This window comes from Geomicrobium sp. JCM 19039 (assembly GCF_000698145.1).
Classification (GTDB): Bacteria; Bacillota; Bacilli; order Bacillales; family Marinococcaceae; genus Geomicrobium_A.
Window position 1 is genome coordinate 1 of record NZ_BAXB01000018.1, and the last position, 18114, is coordinate 18114.

Genomic DNA, 18114 nt, shown 5'->3' on the forward strand with positions numbered 1-18114 from the left:
CCGTGCATTCTCTGCAAAACGCTCGATCTGGTTCCATAAACGCTTGTTTGGAAGCAGACGTCCATGGATTGGAAGCAGAATGAAGGAAAAAGGGCATCGATGGGGGATTCTGTTTCCAATCCAAGCGCTTTGGAAGCAAAACACGCGATCACAGGGAAATTGAATGTTCATCCATGCGAATCCCCTCGTAACACGCTTACGATGGGATTTGGCATTGAATCGCGGGGGAAGATCGTCCAAATCCCCCCGTAGCCCACGCACCGAGGCCGGGCGCGGTGCGAAACTTGCCCATAGCTCTCCTACGGGAAGGTTTGTCTTCTGTGCCGCGTTTCGTTGGTGCAAATCAACCCATAGATACTGGAAATCGCCTCATTGATGAATGTATGGTTTGATTTTAGCCAAACCAGCTTTCCAATCTCAGAAAATCCCACTATACCCTAGAGTCGCTCACGCATAAAAGCTTGTGTGATGCTTTCAATAAGCTCATCCTCCCTTAAGACCCCATATACATGATTACCCGTTGTTGAGCGATGATTCCAACTAGTCAAACCGGACATCCCACTATACAACTGTCCCAGGCCTTATCATTCCTTCATTCATTTTCAAATCTGCAGATATACACTACCTTTCTTCTACACGTACTTGTCTTGCATTAGTATCAATGTACTGCCAAATGAGAAGGCACACTCGCTGGGCCAATATCATAGAGTATGGGTAGGTGTAGGAATGTGAGATAAAGGGAGTGAATGCTATGGGTAAAGATGCTGAATATAATCACTCGTATCGACCTGCGAATGTTGGTTGTTACTGCGGGTCACGTCAAAAGCATCATTTAGGCGATAACCGAAAATGTTGGTGTGAGTACACGATTGAAATTGAAAATAATCTGATCAATGATATTACAGGCCTAGATATTCAGGTGTACGACCCAGCTAGAGCCAATGATTATTTGATTGGTCAGCTAATAAGCTATAACGGTAGATTATATCGAGTTATTATTAATAATCCTGGAGGAAATCCTGATGAAGTGCCGGGTGGTTATGAAATACTTGTCGATGGAGGAGGGGCAACTGGCGCTACGGGAGCAACTGGTCCTCCAGGAACAGGGACAACAGGACCTACGGGTATTGGCGTAACGGGACCGACCGGCGCTAGCGGACCAACTGGACCAACCGGACCAGGGGTTGGAGCAACCGGGCCAACCGGACCAACAGGTGCTCCCGGGGAAATTGGTCCTCAAGGACCAGTAGGTGACCCAGGCCCAGAAGGACCACCAGGTGATCCAGGACCAGAAGGCCCGCAAGGAGAAATTGGTCCAGAAGGACCCCAGGGTGAATTAGGACCAGAGGGGTCTCAAGGAGAGATCGGTCCAGAGGGACCCCAAGGGGAAATTGGTCCAGAAGGACCACCGGGTGACCCAGGCCCAGAAGGACCACCCGGACCAACAGGTCCAGGCGGGGGGTCAAGCATTAATAACGCCTACGGGGCGTCAATAAACGGGCAAGTTATTACATTATCTAGTGGCGTTGGAACAATTGTAGAAGTACCAGATGAGCAACTATTTAGCGCAGACTTACCGATGACAGCAGACTCTGTAACGGTTAACACACCAGGTAGATATCGTGTTTCCTATGCGATGAAGTTATTAACGTCGCGAGCAGTGTCAACGAGAATTCTCGTGAATGGTGTACCTGTACCTGCATCTATATTAAATGGTAATGAAACGGGCTCATATGTAGATTATGTTAATGAGGTTTCTCTTGATCTTGGGGCGGGAGATGTTGTTCAACTAGCTGTTACCGGTCCAGATGGTTCTACTTTAACGTTAGATCCAAATAACGCCGGTGCTACGCTTCAAGTCATTGGCTTAGATGTAACGTAAGCTTTTTGAATTGTAGATAATACAGATGTGCCGTTTAGGTGCATCTTCTTTTTATTTTCAAAGTGGAATGAATACGAAGAAGCTCACTATGATGATTTCTTGTGCGCTACGTGTAGGATTTGTTATTATTAAAGAAATTTTCTTAATAAGGAGAGGGTATATATTCAACTTCAAGAACGAATTCACAACTATTTATCTGTGCCATCAGTATCGTCACCTGTAGCTGTTAAAGACGGCATTCTATTCATTAGTGATGAAAGTGGTCTTCCGCAATTGTGGAAGTATGACTCATTAGAGAAAACGTACGCTCATTCTCTTGATACAGAAGACCGGATTCAATTTCTAGAAAAATTTCCTGAATCTGATGACTTAATTATCGGTATGGATATTCAAGGAAATGAACGTCAGCAACTATACCATGTGTCTGAGAATAAAGAAATAACCCGCCTCACGAAAGTGGATGATGCTATACACGTGTTCGGTGGTATTTCGAGTGATGGTCATCACGTCGCTTGGGTAAGTAATGAACGAGACGCTCGTTTTTATGATGTTTATACGATGAATATGAATACGAAACAACTTACTCGCGTTCTTGAAACTGATGGTACATTTCGAGTGTTAGGTTGGCGTCCGTCAGGGGATGAGCTCGTCATCCAAGAAGTATATACGAATTTGTACAACCGACTTGGGTTTCTCAACATACATACGAAGGACATTCGCTGGCTTCTTGACACTGATACAAACTCTTCGTACCATTCTCCTAAGTTTTCAAGTGATGGACAGGTCATTTACGTCTTGAGTAATTACGGGCGCGAGACGACTGGACTTGCACAAATGGACTTGGAAACGATGAAGTTAACTTGGTTGGACGAGCCAGATTGGGATATTGAAAATCTTACGATAAATCCAGACAAGTCAAAACTTGCATACACGACGAATGAAGGCGGGATTGATAAAGGGTGGATCCTGAATATTCATAGTGGTCACCGCGTATCGTTTGAGCTAGGTTTTGGCACGTTGACGGACCTCGGGTGGAATAAATCAAATGAGATTCATCTTATTTATAATGCACCAACACAACCGGCAGATGTATACGTACACTACATCGATACGGGGGTGAGTGAGCGTCTCTATTGCACTCCTACAACATCTGAATTTGAAGCTCAACTCATTGAACCTGAAGTTTATACCGTTCGCTCTTTTGACGGTCGGTCCATTCCATCGTTTCTGTATAAACCAAAAGAGTATAACAAAAATACTCCTGTTGCGTTTTGGGTTCATGGGGTCCTGAAGGCCAAACGAAGGCGACGTACCACCCGTTATTCAGTCACTCACATCTCTTGGATATGCCGTATGTGCACCAAATGTGCGGGGGAGTAAAGGATATGGAAAGACATATATTCATTTAGATGATGTGCGGAAGCGAATGGATTCGGTTAAGGACCTTATTGAAATTGCAGAAGCTTTAAAAGCAGAACCGTATGTGGATGAGAAGAAAGTAGCGGTCATTGGCAGAAGTTATGGTGGATTTATGGTGTTAGCTGCAGTGACCCATTATCCGCACATATTTACCGCAGGAATAGATCTCGTTGGCATTTCCAGCTTCCGAACATTCCTTGAAAATACAGGTCCGTGGAGAAGGAAGTTGCGAGAAAGCGAATACGGTACGATCGAAGCGGATGGAGAGTTCTTTGACGAGATTGATCCGATTCATCATTCCGAAAGAATCACCGCCCCATTGATGGTGTCACATGGAGCGAATGACCCGAGAGTTCCTATAGCAGAAACCGAACAGATAATCGAGGAGTTACGTGCAAGAAATCATCCCGTAGAATACATTCGATTTGAAGATGAAGGTCACGGCATTGTGAAAATCGAAAATCAAATTACAGCATATACAGCTATGGCCCAGTTTTTAGAAAAAATTTATAACTAAAAGTCTGGAATTAACGTAGGAACCTATAAAAAAATAAGTGTTGATTTGTAAATTGTGATGTAGTACATTATAAACTGATCGGTCAGTTTAGTAAATGGTGTTTTATGAAGGAGATCACTGATTATGGCACGGCCAGCAGGACAAGGAGAACAGACAAAAAGACATATTGCAGAAAAAGCAAAGCAGATCTTTGAGCGAAAAGGGTATGCAGCAACGTCCATGGAAGACATACGCGAGTATTCCCAAATTAGTAAGGGCAGTATTTATTATCATTTTACGAGTAAAGAAGAATTGTTTTTGTATGCGGTCGAAAAAGCCTCAGAGTCGTGGAGAGAGGAGTGGGAGAAACAAGCTGAACAACTTGCGACAGCAAGAGAGAAATTATACCTTCTTGCTCGGTTTTACGCTTCTGACATGCAGAATCCCATTTCAAAAATTGTACCGGAATATATGGGTACCCACAATATTGAAGAGATGGTGCAAGAAAAAATGCTTCACCTTGTACAACCAGAGTATGATGTATTTCTTCATATCGTAGAAGAAGGGGTGCGCTGCAATGAGTTCGTTAGTGACATAAGCTCGGAAGATTTAGCGTATATTCTTTACAGTACTCTCTCTGGGATTAGCATTACCCAGTTTTTAGGGTACGAAGAGAAGAAATTTTATCAACTCTACGAGCACGCTATTGATGTTTTTCTAAATGGTGTTACAAAAGAATAAATGATGAAGATCTACTTTCCCTACACATGAATATACAAGCTGAGACGGACTAGGTAGATATAAATCCTTTCAGAGTCCTCAAATTTGGGAGTTACAAAACAAGTCTGCCCGTTTTTCGGGTGGATATTTATTTACGATTAATTAAACCGAACGGTCAGTTAAATTAGGAAAGGAGGATATGTATGTCCCCGATTCTACTGTATGTTCTCGTTTTTCTTATATCCGCTACTCCATTTTTAGAATCAACACTTATTATTCCAATTGCCATTATTGCCGGACTTAATGTATGGACGGTTACTATTGTGGGTATTGGTGGGAATTTGCTTACATTTCTTATTGCAGTTGTGCTTGCTGAACGAATCGTTCAATGGAAGAATAAGCGAAGCAAAACAACAAAAAAAAGAAACGGAAATAAAATTAACAAAGCTAAAGAGCTATGGCGGCGCTACGGATTACCTGGTTTAGCGATTATCCATCCAGTGACGATCGGAAGTAGTCATGCGACTGCGCTTATTGCGCTCTCTCTCGGAGCGTCAAAAAAAGCGACGATAGTATGGGTAGGGGGGAGCGTAACGATTTGGGCAGTACTCTTTGCGATACTGTCGTTTATTGGCGCTGATTTTATCTACGTGCATCTAGATACGAACGGGTTTCTAAATCAGTGGTTCGACCTACCTTAAATTAAGAGGAATGTTGAGGCACAAGAAAGTATCCAAACTTCTTGTGCCTTTTGCGGCCTATAGAATGAAACTGTTCCACGACCGAAATCACCCTCTTCGTACATGGACTACTGCTCTTCATTAAGATCTTTGCAATACTATATGTGAAAGTAGTCGCAGGAAAATCACAAAAACTATGAAAAAATACCAAAAGTTGCTAGAATACGTCAAAGAATTTTTTAAGATTGTTGTTTAGAATGAGAAATCTGTCATAATAAGAAAGGATTAGTCTTGTCATTTTGACTCGGATCAGAGAAGTGGTTAATAGGAGGAAGAAGAATGATACATAGCGTGAAATTTTTGCACGGTCTTTTTAATACGAAGGCTCATTTCTCAACATTAAAAGAATCTGAAGCGACGAAAGGTCTGGCTTGGCGATTGACTGTCGGCGCTCTTATTATAGGACTCATTACAGTCTTGAGCCAATTCGCAGTACGAGACGATATGATGCAAGTCTATCAATCGATGCCTGGAGTTGGCGAGGCAGAAGCATCGGCAGTTGTCTCAATTATGATGGCTTTAGGTGGTGTGTTTGCCGTAGGCGCGAGCATCGTTGCCATTCTCGCCATTGCCCTCGTTTTTTGGCTCTTTTTTCGTGAAGTTGGTTTTAAGCGACTATTTATCATATTCTCATATTTTATTCCGATTTACATAATTGTAATGCTCGTTGACTTGCCTTATTACTTTTTGTTTGGAATGGAGCACCTGTACTCTGTGACCGGTCTTGGATATGTGGCGGCTTTACTTTTTGAAGACTCGTTTTTTACGCATTTCTTCGCACAGTTTAGTCTGCTCGTCGTTTGGTGTTTCATCGTTCAGCTGTTTGCTCTTCGCGTCGTTTCTACGAAGAGTACACGATATATTGTCATCACATCAACCGTCTTTTATCTATTATTAATGGTAATTTTAGCAGCAGTTATGTACATGTCGATGTTGCAAGCGCAAGGGGTGCAATAGTATGAAGAAGCGAATTGGAATACTTATTGGTGTTATTTTACTTGCCGGACTTATTGTTGGTAATTCATATATTTTAAACGAAGGGCTCATTAGTGATGATCCAGTTGTGGTGGACACAGTCACGGCAACGGAAGAAACTCTTTATGAATCAATCATTGCCAACGGCATTGTGGAACCGCTCGAGAACCAGTCGTATTATGAAGAGGCCCAACACGGGACACTGACGGACATTCATGTGGAAGTCGGCGATCAGGTTCAAGAAGGGGATTTGCTCATGACGTACGAAGATGAGGAAATGGCTCGTCAAATTGTGACGATGCGCAACAGCTTGGATCGTTTGATGCTTGAAATTGAGCAGTATGATGATCGCATCTCCTCCGTTGAGACAGATATTGCTAACGAACGAAATCAAGCAAATGATGAAGATGAAGAAGACCCATTTAATCAAAGTGATCAGTTGATTAGCCAATTGCAGTCTGAAAGAGATAATTTAGAATTTCAACGCAGGACAACGAACCTTCAATACAGTGAGCAGCAAGAAGAGCTGGAGTATTATGAAGGCGAAGAGTTCCACGAAGTGTACAGTGACGTGCCCGGAACGGTAACGAAACGAATTTCACCTGATATGGCTGCGGAAGGGGAATCATTAATTCACATCCAATCAGAGGATCAGTGGACAATTCAAGGAACCGTCACCGAATATGATCTCGTTCAGTTAACGGAAGGTATGGAAGTTGAGGTAGAACCGAATGTGATGCCAGGCGATCGGTTTAGTGGAACTCTTACAGAGTTAGGCACATCACCTGCGAGTGAGGATGATCCATTGCTTATTGAAGAAGCAAACGTGACCTCATATCCATACGAGATTCTTCTTGAAGAAGGTTCAGAGGAATTGCTCCACGGCTTCCACGTGAACGCGTACTTTGAAATTGAAGCGGAATCAGACGCAGTATTATTACCTGAACATGTCATTGAGTTAGAAGTGGATCCGTTCACACAAGAAGAAATGCAGTATGTATACGTCATTGTCGATGGATTGGCGATGCAACGTCTTGTAGAAACCGGTGTAACGAGTGAACAAGGTACACAAATGATCTCGGGAGTGACACCAGGAGATTCAGTGATTGATCCTTCAAATCTTGAGATGATTTATGAAGGAATGGAGGTCATTTTGGATGATTCACCTGAAGAATCTTGACAAAACATATAAAAATGGCGACCAGGTTCTTCATGTGCTAAAAGACATTGAACTTCTGATTGAAGAAAATGAGTTCGTTGCCGTCATGGGTCCTTCAGGGTCTGGTAAATCCACACTTATGAACATGATTGGTTGTTTGGATCAACCTTCGTCCGGTTCTTATTATTTGTCGGGTACAGATATTGCTGGGCAACCGCAAAAGACACTCGCAGACATTCGTAACAAAAATATTGGATTTGTGTTTCAACAGTTTCACCTTCTTCCTAGAATTAGTGCACTTAACAATGTGGAACTGCCACTCATCTATGCAGGTGTAAAAAAGAAAGAACGTCAAGAACGGGCAAAAGAAGCACTTGTGAAAGTAGGGTTAGAAGAGCGGGTATCCCATTTACCGAATCAGCTTTCCGGTGGTCAGAAACAACGTGTAGCGATTGCCCGGGCATTAGTGAATCGCCCGAGTCTCATCCTTGCCGATGAGCCAACGGGTGCTCTCGACACGAAGTCTGGAGAGCAGATTATGGGGCTATTTGACACGTTGCATGAAGAAGGCGCCACACTTGTCGTCGTCACACACGAACAAGAAGTTGCGGACTATGCGAGACGGATTGTGACGTTTAGAGATGGAGAAATTATCGAAGATCGGAGGCGAGACCGTGTCGTTCTTTGATAGTTTTAAGATGGCGTTACGCTCTATTTGGAATCACCGGCTACGTTCCATGCTGACGATGCTCGGTATTATTATCGGTGTAGGCTCTGTTATCACGGTTGTAGCCATTGGTAAAGGTGGAGAAGCATTGCTAACCTCCCAATTTGCAGGTGGCGGAAACAATACGTTTGAAGTGTATTATATGCCTCCAGAAGAATCGTTAATGGATTATGATGCGTACACAGAAGTTTCGTATTCTGAAGAAGACTTACGGGCCATTGAGTCGATGCCTGCAGTGGAGCAGGTGATTGCTTATGCACTAACGTCATCCAGCGTATACCGTCACCGAGAATCTTCTGGAGCACAACTGCTTGCCATTAACGAGAGTTACTATGAATTGAATGAGTTCATGGCAGAAAGCGGTCGACTTTTGAACGACCGCGATGTCGAGATGGGCCGGAGAGTTACGACAATTAGCCTGGACTTGCAGAAGAGTTGTTTTCATCTGAAGAAAATCCGATTGGTCAAACGGTAAATATCGAAAATATCCCTTTTGAAATTGTCGGGATTCATGATCGTGCGAACCAAAGTTTTTTTGAGTTTCAAGTCGATGAAGCACTGTTACCACAATCGGTCTGGCCAATGCTCTATGGCACCGATCAAATGGACATGTTGAATGTGCAGGCAACGAGCGCAGATACGATTCAAAGTGCAGGAATCTCAGTTACGGGTTATTTAAATGAAACAACAGACCGTACGGGTCACTTTGAAGTCATTAACATGGAAGAGATCCAAGAAGGTATTTCACAGATCACCAACGTCACGACGACCATTATTGGTGGAGTAGCTGCTGTTTCGCTACTCGTTGGTGGTATCGGTGTTATGAATATCATGCTCGTTTCGGTTACAGAACGAACGAGGGAGATTGGTTTACGCAAGTCATTAGGGGCAACGAGGGGTAACATTCTCCTCCAATTCCTTATTGAGTCGGTCACCTTAACGACAATCGGCGGTGTGATCGGCATTGCGCTAGGTGCCGGAATTGCGAATACGGTATCCATTTTCGCTGATTGGCCGTTTCTCGTCTCTGTACCGGTCATGCTTATCGGTGTTGGTTTTTCAATGGTTGTGGGTGTGGTCTTCGGGTTACTTCCAGCCAATAAAGCAGCCAAACTTGATCCAATTGAAGCCCTTCGTTATGAATAAGATGCCCACTTAGAATTTCTCCATGCACGTAAGTTCTCTACGGTTTTTGGCTATACTAGCGGGCAAGGGGGAATGAACATGGCACAAGAAATATTATGTGAAGTAAACAACTGTGTCCATTGGGGCGAAGGGAACCATTGCGAGGCCGACCGAATCTATGTTGTCTCAAATGCCGACAAGATTACGACCGAGCAAGAGGAAACCGATTGCCACACATTTTCACCTAAGATGCACTAGATGGGAACCGTTGCACAAATTTGTGCAACGGTTTTAATTTTGGATTGGGGTTAGACAACGAACGTTCTAGAACGACTATTTCTTTAAGTACGCCCTTGTCTCATCCTCAAACAAGTGATCTTCTAACAGTAACGATATGTTGAAAGGTGAGAAGCTTTGTGCTAAGATTCGTTACATAACTAAATACAAATCTGATACTTCGGGGCAGGGTGAAATTCCCTACCGGCGGTGATAAGGTCGTTTACCTTTTAGTCCGTGACCCGTGACAACAGTAGTTGAAGCGGTGGATCTGGTGAAATTCCAGAGCCGACAGTTAAAGTCTGGATGGGAGAAGTGAGGATAACAGCAGCAGTATGTCGTTTTGTAAATACATACGTGTCTTTGCTATCCGTAAAAACATATGCCAATGGCGTATGTCACTTTAACAATCTCTAAAAGCTACCCGTGGTTTTATCTTCGGGTAGCTTTTTTTCGTGTGTCAATGAGTATTGGAGAAGGGAGAGAAGATGACAACGGATCAAAGCTATATGAAAGTTGCGTTACAGCTGGCGCGTTTAGGAAGAGGTCAAACGTCTCCAAATCCTATGGTAGGGGCGATTGTAGTATCTGATGAAGGTGTTATTGGACAAGGAGCCCACTTGAAAGCGGGTGCTGAGCACGCTGAAGTTCATGCGCTCAACATGGCAGGAGAGAAGGCTAAAGGAGCGACATTGTATGTAACGCTCGAACCTTGTTGCCATTTTGGACGCACAGGGCCTTGTACGGACTTCATCATAAAGTCAGGAGTTACCCGGGTCGTCGTAGCTTCTGTAGACCCTAGTCCTCATGTACAAGGTAAAGGAATTGAAATTTTGCAAAGGCATGGCTTATCTGTTCAAACGGGAGTTTATAACGAAGAAGCTCGAGCATTAAATCGTAGTTATTTTCATTACTGCAAAACAGGTGAGCCTTACGTAACGTTGAAATTTGCAAGTTCCCTGGATGGAAAAACAGCAACAGTATCAGGAGAAAGCAAGTGGATCACGAGCAAAGAAGCCCGAGACGATAGCCATGAAGAAAGAGCCACTCATGATGCAATTCTAGTCGGAATTAACACCGTTCTTGCTGATGATCCTAAGCTCACTGCTCGGGGAGCGGGCGATAGACGCAATCCTATTCGGGTCATTATGGATCGCAAACTTCAAACACCAGAGCAGGCTAAAATGCTTCAAGAACCAGGCGAAACTTGGATTTTCACTGAGGTTGATGGCAAGGGAGGGGGAACTGATGTGGCAAAGATTATTTGGCAAGAACGAGTGACCGTCCCATCGGTATTGGCTGAGTTAGGGAAAAGAGGAATCCGGTCATTGCTCGTAGAGGGGGGTGCTGAGATTCATGGAGCTTTTCTGAAGGCGAGGCGGTGCGAGCGGGTAATTTCATATGTCGCTCCGGTCATGATTGGTGGAAAAGAAGCGACGGGAATGGTTGCAGGTACAGGCATTGCTGAACTAGATCAAGCCGTTAAATATCAGATACAGAACATAAAGAATGTTGGGACTGATATAAAAATTACATCAGTAAGGAAAGGAGAATCAAGCAATGTTCACAGGAATTGTTGAAGAAGTCGCTCGTCTTATATCTATCGAAAAGAAGGAAGGGGGTTGTTCACTAGAAATCGAGGCACGCACAGTGACTGAAGATGTACGCATCGGTGATAGTATTTCTGTTTCAGGTGTTTGCTTGACGGTTACTTCGTACAACAAGCAATCCTTTACCGTAGATGTGATGGAAAAAACAATGGAGGATACGACCATGGGTACGCTTGAAGTTGATGCGCCGGTTAATGTGGAGCGAGCCGTTCAAGCAGGGGGAAGGTTTGATGGTCATATCGTAACCGGTCATGTAGACGGTGTCGGTCAGGTTACGAACAGAGAAGAGAAACGAAGTTCAACCCAATTCACGATCACGCTCCCAGAAAAACTCATGCGATACATGATTATGAAAGGCTCAGTCGCTGTGGATGGCACGAGTTTAACAATATTCGCGGTAGAAGAAAATGAAATAAAAATATCGATCATCCCCCATACACATAAGGCAACGAAGTTTGCATTTTTACATGAAGGAGATGCCGTCAATATAGAATGCGATATGGTTGCCAAATATATTGAAAAGTTCACGGAGGTTAACGATGAAAAGCACGATTGATCAAGCGATTGTTCAGCTTCTAGCAGGTGGCATGGTAGTCGTATGTGATGACGAAGATCGGGAAAATGAAGGTGACCTTGTGGCACTTGCGGACCGTATATCCGCAGAAAGTATCAATTTTATGACTCTGCATGGACGTGGACTCGTTTGTGCACCGATATCAAAAGAGATTGCTGAACGACTACAGCTCGATTTGATGGTTAGAAACACATCTGATCCTCACGAAACAGCGTTTACGGTAAGCGTCGATCACGAATCGGCAACAACAGGCATCTCAGCGGCAGAACGAGCGAATACGCTTTTACAACTCACAGTGCCTAACACGACACCTGAGCAATTTCAACGACCTGGACATATTTTTCCGCTCATCGCAAAGGAGGGTGGCGTGTTCACTCGGATGGGTCACACGGAAGCGACTGTAGATCTTGCTAAGCTTTGTGGCGCAAGGGAAGTGGGTGTGATTTGTGAGATTATGAACGAAGACGGATCGATGAGCAGATATCCAGAGTTGTTGGACTTTGCGAAGGAATATGACTTGCCTCTTATCACGATTGAAGACTTAAAAGAATATCGCACTCGTACAGAAAATTTGATAAAGGCTGAAGCGGCAACGATGCTTCCGACTGAATACGGTACATTTCATATTACGGTCTTTAAGACAAAGTTAGACGATGAAGAGCATGTTGCGATTGTAAAGGGAAATGTTTCCGTTCCAGAAGCAGTGTATACGAGAGTTCATTCGGAATGCTTGACTGGAGATGTCTTTCACTCAAAACGATGTGATTGTGGACAGCAGCTAGAAGACGCATTGCGCACACTTAGTGAACGAGAAGCCGGAGTATTATTGTACTTGCGGCAAGAAGGTAGAGGAATTGGCTTGTTTGAAAAGATTAAAGCGTATCAACTACAAAGCGACGGGCTGGACACTGTAGAAGCGAATGAAGCATTGGGATTTAAAGACGACGAACGTGAATTTACGGTTGCCGCTGTTATGCTCGGTCATTTAGGTGTCAGTAAAGTGTCTCTCGCTACGAATAATCCGGAGAAAGTGAATGGCTTACAAAAATCTGGGATTATTGTAGAAGAGATCATCCCTTTTGCACCGACTGTATATGAGGAAAACGAACGTTATATGAATGCAAAAAAAGAAAAGCTTGGTCACTTAATATAGGGGGTCATTGAAATGGAGAAGACGTACAGAGGAACGTTGGACGGAAGAGGATTAAAGATTGCGATTATAAAAGCTAATTTTAATGAAATGATTACAAATTTACTTATGGCAGGGGCAAAAGAGACGTTAGTGAAGCTCGGCGTCAAAAGTGAAGATATTCATATCGTTGAAGTTCCAGGTGCATTTGAAATCCCGTTTGCCGCCCGTAAGACGGTAGAAAGCCAACGCTATAATGGTGTCATTGCACTCGGGGCCGTAATACGGGGAGAAACATCACACTATGATTATGTGTGCCAAGCAGTGACGAGTGGTGTAAGCTCACTTAATGTTGAGTCAGATATTCCGATCACTTTTGGTGTATTAACGACGGATACGAGTGAACAAGCTTTGGCTAGAACGGGGATTAAGCATCCAAACACAGGAAATGAAGCCGCGCGCACAGTTGTTGAAATGGCGACATTGGAAGTGTAAGGAAGCAAATTTTTGGTTCTGACTCTAGACTAGCGAAGTATAGAGTCAGAATTGAAATGAAAGAATACTATGTCATATTTTCTCACAGATTTCTTTTTAGTCATCGTTTCCGACATTCGACTGTGATAAACTCGAAAAAAGGAGTGAGTCACCATGAAGCATTTCGACTGGAGAGTTATTCATCAAGAGTCTGGGAAAAAGAATCATTTACATAGTAAAGCAACTCCGATTTATCAGACGTCAGCCTTCGCTTTTTCAGATTTAGACGATTTGGAACAGTTTTTCTCTCCTGAAAATGAACGGTACATGTATACGCGCTATGGAAACCCGAATACAGACGAGTTAGCAGATCTTGTTGCTGGTTTGGAAGAGGCGCCCTCAGGTGTGGCTACGTCATCAGGAATGTCCGCGATCCTTGCAGGTGTGTTAGCTGTCGTAAAACCAGGAGATCATATGCTCATTCCAGAAGATGTGTACGGGGGGACGTATGACCTCTTTCACAACTTTCTTTCGGACTGGAATGTTCAAATAAACACGGCCTCTTTTGCGATAAGAACAATATCGTTGATGCATTAACAGAAAAGACAACGCTCATTTTTGGAGAGACTGCAGCCAATCCCCTTCTAAGTTGAGGATATTGAGCAACTCGTGCAAATTGCAAAGGGTCGCGGCGTCAGGGTCATGATTGATAACACGTTTGCGACGCCATATTTTGTTAAGCCTTATACATTAGGGGCAGACTTGGTCGTACATAGTGCAACCAAATATATTGGTGGGCACAGTGACGTTACCGCGGGCGTCCTTGTCGGAGAACCATCGTTAGTTGAGCAGGCGAAGAAAAAAGTCATTCAGTTAGGCATGAATGTCAGCCCCTTTGAAGCATGGCTCACGACACGAGGATTAAAGACGATCTCCGTTCGAATGAATCAACAAAGCCAAAACGCGGCAGAAGTGGCAACATTTATGCAAGAGCAACCAGGAGTGAAGGTGTACTATCCAAACACCTTAAGTGATCATGGTAATGGAGCGATGGTAAGTTTCGACCTCGGCCATCAATTTGATGCGTATACATTTTTTAAGAGCTTACAATGGATTCGAATTGTACCCACATTGGCAGGAGTAGAAACGACCGTTTCTTACCCGCTAAAAACATCCCACCGCAGCATTCCGAGTGATTTGCAAAAACGTTTAGGCATAACCGAAGGACTTGTGAGAATGTCTGTCGGCCTAGAAGATCGCGGGGAAATTATTGAAGAACTGCGCCTTGCTTTAGCGGCTGCAAAAAAATAAATAAACTTTTTTTCTAGATGCCTTGCATTATCTTTTTTTCCATGATATATTATTACACGTGGCGTTGAGAGACACCACAAACGAATCTGGTGACATTGGCAAAGAGGTCACACCCGTTCCCATGCCGAACACGGAAGTTAAGCTCTTTAGCGCTGATGGTAATTGGGGGGCAGCCCCCTGTGAGAGTAGGAAGTTGCCAGGTTTTTTCACATCGCGGGATAGAGCAGTCTGGTAGCTCGTCGGGCTCATAACCCGGAGGTCGGAGGTTCAAATCCTCCTCCCGCAACCAATTTTACTCTCGACACTACGTCGGCTAAACTTCGAAGCAAGAGAGGATTGTAGTACTCGGAGAGTGCAACCAAATTACTTTCGACACTACGTCGATTTTTTTCTTCTCTGCGAGAGAGGATTGTAGTGCCTGGAAGGTGCAACCAAAATTACATAGCTCAGTTAAACATACAAACGACAAATCGTTTGTTTTTTTGTGTTTAAGCGAACCTATTCATGTGACGATGCTGTAGATTATTATTGTTCAACAAAAGCATAAAGTTAAGCAACTGGGCATGTTTGCTATAGTGATCCACCACATAGAAGTAACAACCACAAACAATTAGCGTTCACAATGGGTCGGGCTCTGCTCGATAATGTATGTGGGGATTTCACTTAATATTTTCCAGAACACTTACGAAAATCCATCGTGAACGCGCTTATGTTGGCATTTACGGTTCTTATGTGGGGATTTTGGAAAAATGAGAGAAGTTCTTCCTCCAAATCCCCTCATGAACCGCATTTTGGGGCAGTTTTACAATGCGTGTACTTTCGTGTACGTGCACCAATTGTATGCTAGAATATTGGTTATGAGCCTTGACTTAAAGGGGTATAAATGATGGATGAATTTCGCTTAATTGAACAGATTCATAATACAATTGAAGATAAACAGCCAGGTGTGCGTGTCGGAATTGGAGATGATGCAGCTGTTATTCAGCTAAATGTTGAATTGGAGACGATCTGTTGTGTCGACACGCTATGCGAAGGTGTACATTTTAAACGATCAACGATGAAACCGGCAGACATTGGCTATAAGGCGCTCGCTGTAAACATTAGTGATGTAGCTGCAATGGGTGGAAAGCCTAAATACTATCTTGTATCGATTGCCGTTCCTCGTGGTTGGTCTGATGATGAAGTGCTTGAAATCTATGAAGGGATGCAAAGGCTAGCACAGCAACAAGGGGTTCATCTCATTGGCGGTGACAGTGTGACGTCAAAAAGTGAACTATACATATCTGTGACGGTTCTCGGTGAAGTGGCAAAGGGAAGGGCGTTACTTCGAAGCAGTGCACACGTGGGTGATGTTGTTTTTGTTACGGGTTCATTAGGAGGTTCAGCTGCAGGTCTCGAGCAGTTATTAGATGAAGATGCTAACCCGAACAAAGCATTTGTTGAGACGCATCAACGACCGACGATGCATACTGGGGTTGCGCAAATGTTCACCGAGAATTCAACGAGAATGGCATTGAATGACATCAGTGATGGTTTATCGAGTGAAATATGGGAGATTGCTGAAAGTAGTGGCGTTCATATTGAACTTGAGGAAAGCAACATCCCGATGCCAGAGTTGATGGAAGAGACGTTTGGGCGTGAACGATCTTTACGGTTTGCCTTTAACGGTGGTGAGGATTTTCAATTACTAGGTACGGTTGCGAAAGAGGATTGGCCACGTATTGCTGAAGAGGCAAAACGTATAGGAGATCCACTTACACTAATCGGTCACGTCGTCGGAGAAGGTGCAGATGTGACGTTGAACTCGACCACACAGAAAAGACGGCTTTTACGTGAAGGATATACACATCGTTCTTGAATAGAGGTGAGAGCATGCGAGAATACGAAATATTGACGAATGATACAGAAGAAACGATGCGACTAGGGGAACAGCTAGGGCAAGTGGCCAAAACAGGGGATGTTTTTACTTTGGACGGGGATTTAGGTGCAGGGAAAACGCATTTTAGTAAAGGCTTTGGAAAAGGACTGGGTGTTAAAGGGAATATCAATTCTCCAACATTTACAATTATCAAGGAGTATGAAGGAAGACTTCCTTTTTACCATATTGACGCGTATCGCTTGGATGAGAGCGGTGAAGAGGATCTCGGTCTCACTGAATTTGTTGATGGAGACGGAGTAACAGTCATTGAATGGCCATCACGATTGAGCGTACCGTTGCCTGAAAATACCGTTCACATAACCCTTCAACGACTTGGAGAGAAAGAGCGACGCTTAAAAATCAAAACGAATGCTTTGCATTATACATCTGTGTTGGAGGTGTATGAATGATGATTCTTTCTATGGACACATCCACGTATGTGTTAGGCACTGCAATCGGTACAAACAGTGAGATTGTTGCAGAGTGGACGACGTACAAAAAAGAAAATCACTCTCTTCGCCTCATGCCAGGCATTGATGAGGTGATGAATCAAGCAAATCTGGAAATGAAAAATCTAACCGGTATTGTTGTGACGACGGGTCCTGGATCATATACAGGGGTTCGCATCGGTGTCGCTACGGCTAAGGCGATGGCGAGTTCATTGGGCATCTCCTTATATGAAATATCGTCACTTGAGCTGTTAGCCCAAAATGGGAAGTATACGAACACCGTGATTTGTCCGTTTATTGATGCTAGACGAGGGCAAGTATATGCTGGTTTGTATGAAGCGAATGATGGAGACGCTTCTCAAATGCGTGAGGACGAGCTTGTGCTAATGAGTGATCTGCTAAAAGAACTGGCCACGCTCGATCGCAATGTTCTTTTTTTAAGTTTAGACCTAGAAAACCATAAAGAACAAATCCAAGAAGTTTTAGGCGAACGAGCAATATTTGGAGGGGCTACAGACAACCGCACGAAGCCAAGTGAGATGATCCATTTGGCAAGTAAAAAAGATGCTGCAACGAATGTAGACAAGGTTGTCCCCCGGTATTTGCAATTGGCAGAAGCGGAGAAGAATATCCAGAAAGAATCTCGCGATGATGGGTAATGGTGCTCGCGAATCGGTGAACATTAGACGGATGACGGTTGATGACATACCGGCAGTGCTCGTCGTTGAACAGGACGTATTCACGATGCCGTGGACAGAGCACGCATTTGTTAATGAGCTTGTGAAGAATCCGTTTGCTCATTATTTCGTGTTAGAGATAGACGCGCAAATTGTGGGGTACGGTGGCGTTTGGTTAGTCATGCAAGAAGCGCATATCACGAATTTTGCTATCCATTCCTCTCTGCAAAGGCACGGGTATGGTGAACAGTTATTTCAAGAAGTTTTGGAGACGGCCAAGCGATATGATACGAGAAAAATGACGTTGGAAGTTCGCACGAGCAACACGGCGGCACAACGGTTATATGAGAAATTTGGATTTGTGAAGACAGGGATCGAAAAAGGATATTATACGGATACAAAAGAGGACGCTTTTGTTATGACGCTTGAAATGGAACCTAGTTAGAGAGGAAG

18 protein-coding genes, 1 tRNA gene, 1 rRNA gene, 2 pseudogenes and 1 riboswitch are annotated in these 18114 nt (G+C 43.8%); all 22 genes and pseudogenes read left to right on the forward strand.

The features are described from left to right. Nucleotides 1-751: 751 nt before the first annotated feature. The 22 genes and pseudogenes from JCM19039_RS26905 (at nt 752) to rimI (ending at nt 18106) form a co-directional block, all read left to right on the forward strand. Nucleotides 752-1882, forward strand: coding sequence for a collagen-like protein (locus tag JCM19039_RS26905; RefSeq protein WP_052398861.1), 1131 nt, complete (start codon nt 752-754; stop codon nt 1880-1882). A gap of 198 nt (nt 1883-2080) precedes the next feature. Beyond that, nucleotides 2081-3262: a PD40 domain-containing protein gene (locus tag JCM19039_RS22400; RefSeq protein WP_193744266.1), complete on the forward strand. Its 1182-nt coding sequence runs from the start codon at nt 2081-2083 to the stop codon at nt 3260-3262. Further along, nucleotides 3249-3818: a S9 family peptidase gene (locus tag JCM19039_RS22405; RefSeq protein ID WP_052398863.1), complete on the forward strand. Its 570-nt coding sequence runs from the start codon at nt 3249-3251 to the stop codon at nt 3816-3818. Before JCM19039_RS22400 ends, JCM19039_RS22405 begins: the two co-directional genes overlap by 14 nt. 123 nt (nt 3819-3941) lie before the next feature. Beyond that, complete coding sequence (locus JCM19039_RS15465) at nt 3942-4538, forward strand: TetR/AcrR family transcriptional regulator (protein WP_042428860.1); 597 nt, start codon at nt 3942-3944, stop codon at nt 4536-4538. 182 nt (nt 4539-4720) lie between these two features. Then, the gene (locus tag JCM19039_RS15470) at nt 4721-5218 is read left to right on the forward strand and encodes a small multi-drug export protein (RefSeq protein ID WP_042428862.1); all 498 of its coding nucleotides are present in this window, start codon (nt 4721-4723) and stop codon (nt 5216-5218) included. A gap of 318 nt (nt 5219-5536) precedes the next feature. Then, complete coding sequence (locus JCM19039_RS15475; protein WP_042428864.1) at nt 5537-6214, forward strand: hypothetical protein; 678 nt, start codon at nt 5537-5539, stop codon at nt 6212-6214. A gap of 1 nt (nt 6215) precedes the next feature. Then, on the forward strand, nt 6216-7412 hold the full coding sequence (locus JCM19039_RS15480) for an efflux RND transporter periplasmic adaptor subunit (RefSeq protein WP_042428865.1): 1197 nt from the start codon (nt 6216-6218) through the stop codon (nt 7410-7412). Beyond that, nucleotides 7390-8079, forward strand: coding sequence for an ABC transporter ATP-binding protein (locus JCM19039_RS15485; RefSeq protein ID WP_042402806.1), 690 nt, complete (start codon nt 7390-7392; stop codon nt 8077-8079). Before JCM19039_RS15480 ends, JCM19039_RS15485 begins: the two co-directional genes overlap by 23 nt. Before the next feature lie 58 nt (nt 8080-8137). Further along, nucleotides 8138-8712 (forward strand): annotated as a pseudogene (locus JCM19039_RS25825) (ABC transporter permease); the annotation flags it as partial. Between the two features lie 237 nt (nt 8713-8949). After that, nucleotides 8950-9264 (forward strand): ABC transporter permease, encoded by a 315-nt coding sequence (locus JCM19039_RS28085; protein ID WP_373901073.1) that lies wholly within the window; start codon nt 8950-8952, stop codon nt 9262-9264. A 78-nt stretch (nt 9265-9342) separates the two neighbouring features. Next, nucleotides 9343-9501, forward strand: coding sequence for a DUF1540 domain-containing protein (locus JCM19039_RS23305; RefSeq protein ID WP_081829352.1), 159 nt, complete (start codon nt 9343-9345; stop codon nt 9499-9501). Nucleotides 9502-9692: 191 nt separating this feature from the next. Beyond that, nucleotides 9693-9841: riboswitch (FMN riboswitch) on the forward strand. A gap of 166 nt (nt 9842-10007) precedes the next feature. Further along, nucleotides 10008-11099 carry a bifunctional diaminohydroxyphosphoribosylaminopyrimidine deaminase/5-amino-6-(5-phosphoribosylamino)uracil reductase RibD gene (gene ribD / locus JCM19039_RS15495; RefSeq protein WP_042428867.1) on the forward strand — a complete coding sequence of 364 codons (1092 nt, stop codon included), beginning with the start codon at nt 10008-10010 and terminating at the stop codon, nt 11097-11099. Beyond that, the gene (locus JCM19039_RS15500) at nt 11080-11685 is read left to right on the forward strand and encodes a riboflavin synthase (RefSeq protein WP_042428868.1); all 606 of its coding nucleotides are present in this window, start codon (nt 11080-11082) and stop codon (nt 11683-11685) included. Before ribD ends, JCM19039_RS15500 begins: the two co-directional genes overlap by 20 nt. Next, nucleotides 11669-12856, forward strand: a complete 1188-nt coding sequence (locus JCM19039_RS15505) for a bifunctional 3,4-dihydroxy-2-butanone-4-phosphate synthase/GTP cyclohydrolase II (protein ID WP_042428871.1) — start codon at nt 11669-11671, stop codon at nt 12854-12856. The genes JCM19039_RS15500 and JCM19039_RS15505 overlap by 17 nt, the downstream gene beginning before the upstream one ends. Before the next feature lie 12 nt (nt 12857-12868). Beyond that, nucleotides 12869-13327 carry a 6,7-dimethyl-8-ribityllumazine synthase gene (ribH, locus tag JCM19039_RS15510; protein WP_042428874.1) on the forward strand — a complete coding sequence of 153 codons (459 nt, stop codon included), beginning with the start codon at nt 12869-12871 and terminating at the stop codon, nt 13325-13327. A gap of 153 nt (nt 13328-13480) precedes the next feature. Further along, a pseudogene (locus tag JCM19039_RS15515) lies at nt 13481-14617 on the forward strand (PLP-dependent aspartate aminotransferase family protein). Between the two features lie 85 nt (nt 14618-14702). Continuing rightward, nucleotides 14703-14819: ribosomal RNA gene (gene rrf, locus JCM19039_RS15520) — 5S ribosomal RNA — on the forward strand. Between the two features lie 10 nt (nt 14820-14829). Beyond that, nucleotides 14830-14906: transfer RNA gene (locus tag JCM19039_RS15525), tRNA-Met, on the forward strand. 597 nt (nt 14907-15503) lie between these two features. Continuing rightward, the gene (gene thiL, locus JCM19039_RS15530) at nt 15504-16475 is read left to right on the forward strand and encodes a thiamine-phosphate kinase (RefSeq protein ID WP_042428875.1); all 972 of its coding nucleotides are present in this window, start codon (nt 15504-15506) and stop codon (nt 16473-16475) included. Between the two features lie 14 nt (nt 16476-16489). Continuing rightward, nucleotides 16490-16945, forward strand: coding sequence for a tRNA (adenosine(37)-N6)-threonylcarbamoyltransferase complex ATPase subunit type 1 TsaE (gene tsaE, locus JCM19039_RS15535; protein ID WP_042428878.1), 456 nt, complete (start codon nt 16490-16492; stop codon nt 16943-16945). Then, nucleotides 16942-17643: a tRNA (adenosine(37)-N6)-threonylcarbamoyltransferase complex dimerization subunit type 1 TsaB gene (tsaB, locus tag JCM19039_RS15540; protein ID WP_042428881.1), complete on the forward strand. Its 702-nt coding sequence runs from the start codon at nt 16942-16944 to the stop codon at nt 17641-17643. The genes tsaE and tsaB overlap by 4 nt, the downstream gene beginning before the upstream one ends. Then, entirely contained in the window at nt 17633-18106 is a 474-nt protein-coding gene (gene rimI, locus JCM19039_RS15545) for a ribosomal protein S18-alanine N-acetyltransferase (protein ID WP_042428883.1), read from the forward strand. The genes tsaB and rimI overlap by 11 nt, the downstream gene beginning before the upstream one ends. Nucleotides 18107-18114 lie beyond the last annotated feature (8 nt).

Bases quoted from the DNA above. Each gene is read 5' to 3' on its own strand.
- JCM19039_RS26905 (WP_052398861.1), top strand. From the start codon at position 752: ATGGGTAAAGATGCTGAATATAATCACTCGTATCGACCTGCGAATGTT.
- JCM19039_RS15465 (WP_042428860.1), top strand. From the start codon at position 3,942: ATGGCACGGCCAGCAGGACAAGGAGAACAGACAAAAAGACATATTGCA.
- JCM19039_RS15470 (WP_042428862.1), top strand. From the start codon at position 4,721: ATGTCCCCGATTCTACTGTATGTTCTCGTTTTTCTTATATCCGCTACT.
- JCM19039_RS15475 (WP_042428864.1), top strand. From the start codon at position 5,537: ATGATACATAGCGTGAAATTTTTGCACGGTCTTTTTAATACGAAGGCT.
- JCM19039_RS15480 (WP_042428865.1), top strand. From the start codon at position 6,216: ATGAAGAAGCGAATTGGAATACTTATTGGTGTTATTTTACTTGCCGGA.
- JCM19039_RS15485 (WP_042402806.1), top strand. From the start codon at position 7,390: ATGATTCACCTGAAGAATCTTGACAAAACATATAAAAATGGCGACCAG.
- JCM19039_RS28085 (WP_373901073.1), top strand. From the start codon at position 8,950: ATGCTCGTTTCGGTTACAGAACGAACGAGGGAGATTGGTTTACGCAAG.
- JCM19039_RS23305 (WP_081829352.1), top strand. From the start codon at position 9,343: ATGGCACAAGAAATATTATGTGAAGTAAACAACTGTGTCCATTGGGGC.
- ribD (WP_042428867.1), top strand. From the start codon at position 10,008: ATGACAACGGATCAAAGCTATATGAAAGTTGCGTTACAGCTGGCGCGT.
- JCM19039_RS15500 (WP_042428868.1), top strand. From the start codon at position 11,080: ATGTTCACAGGAATTGTTGAAGAAGTCGCTCGTCTTATATCTATCGAA.
- JCM19039_RS15505 (WP_042428871.1), top strand. From the start codon at position 11,669: ATGAAAAGCACGATTGATCAAGCGATTGTTCAGCTTCTAGCAGGTGGC.
- ribH (WP_042428874.1), top strand. From the start codon at position 12,869: ATGGAGAAGACGTACAGAGGAACGTTGGACGGAAGAGGATTAAAGATT.
- thiL (WP_042428875.1), top strand. From the start codon at position 15,504: ATGGATGAATTTCGCTTAATTGAACAGATTCATAATACAATTGAAGAT.
- tsaE (WP_042428878.1), top strand. From the start codon at position 16,490: ATGCGAGAATACGAAATATTGACGAATGATACAGAAGAAACGATGCGA.
- tsaB (WP_042428881.1), top strand. From the start codon at position 16,942: ATGATGATTCTTTCTATGGACACATCCACGTATGTGTTAGGCACTGCA.
- rimI (WP_042428883.1), top strand. From the start codon at position 17,633: ATGATGGGTAATGGTGCTCGCGAATCGGTGAACATTAGACGGATGACG.